This window comes from Oceanobacillus alkalisoli (genome assembly GCF_021556485.1).
Taxonomy (GTDB): Bacteria; Bacillota; Bacilli; order Bacillales; family Amphibacillaceae; genus Oceanobacillus; species Oceanobacillus alkalisoli.
Map to the genome: position 1 here is coordinate 1 of NZ_JAKGBW010000046.1, position 552 is coordinate 552.

Genomic DNA, 552 nt, shown 5'->3' on the forward strand with positions numbered 1-552 from the left:
GGAATCCGTGAAGTTCCGGCGGTCAAAGAAAAAATGAACTACTTGAAAGAGATTGTAGAAGATTGTAAAGAAGGAACGGAAATTTCCAACGATCCCGATGCCCGAACAGGTCACAAATCAGAAGACACGAGTTTCTTTGGTTACAAAACACATCTAGCCATGACAACAGAACGTTTAATCGTTGCCGCAAAAGTAACCTCTGGTGAACAAAGTGACGGAAAGTATCTAGAGGAACTGGTCGAAAAAAGTGAACAAGCAGGATTGGAAGTTGAAACCGTAATTGGAGATACAGCCTATTCTGGAAAAGATAATTTAATTCTAGCCAAGGAAAAGGAATTTCAATTAGTTTCGAAACTCCACCCTATCCTAACAAATGAACGAAAAGATACCGGTTTCGAGTTTAATAAGGACGCCGATTTGTATGTTTGTCCAGCGGGGCATTTAGCTACCGGGAAACGATCCGTAAAAAGGAAAGATCGAAATTCCGAAGTTCAGTATCGATTTGACATCGAAAAGTGTAAGGTCTGCCCATTGCGCGATGGATGTTACAAA

General features: G+C 40.9%; 1 protein-coding gene. It reads left to right on the forward strand.

What is annotated here, in order from left to right; all coding sequences use genetic code 11:
• Positions 1-552: transposase (locus tag LZD48_RS18430; protein ID WP_235764131.1), on the forward strand; the 552-nt coding region annotated here is incomplete at both ends.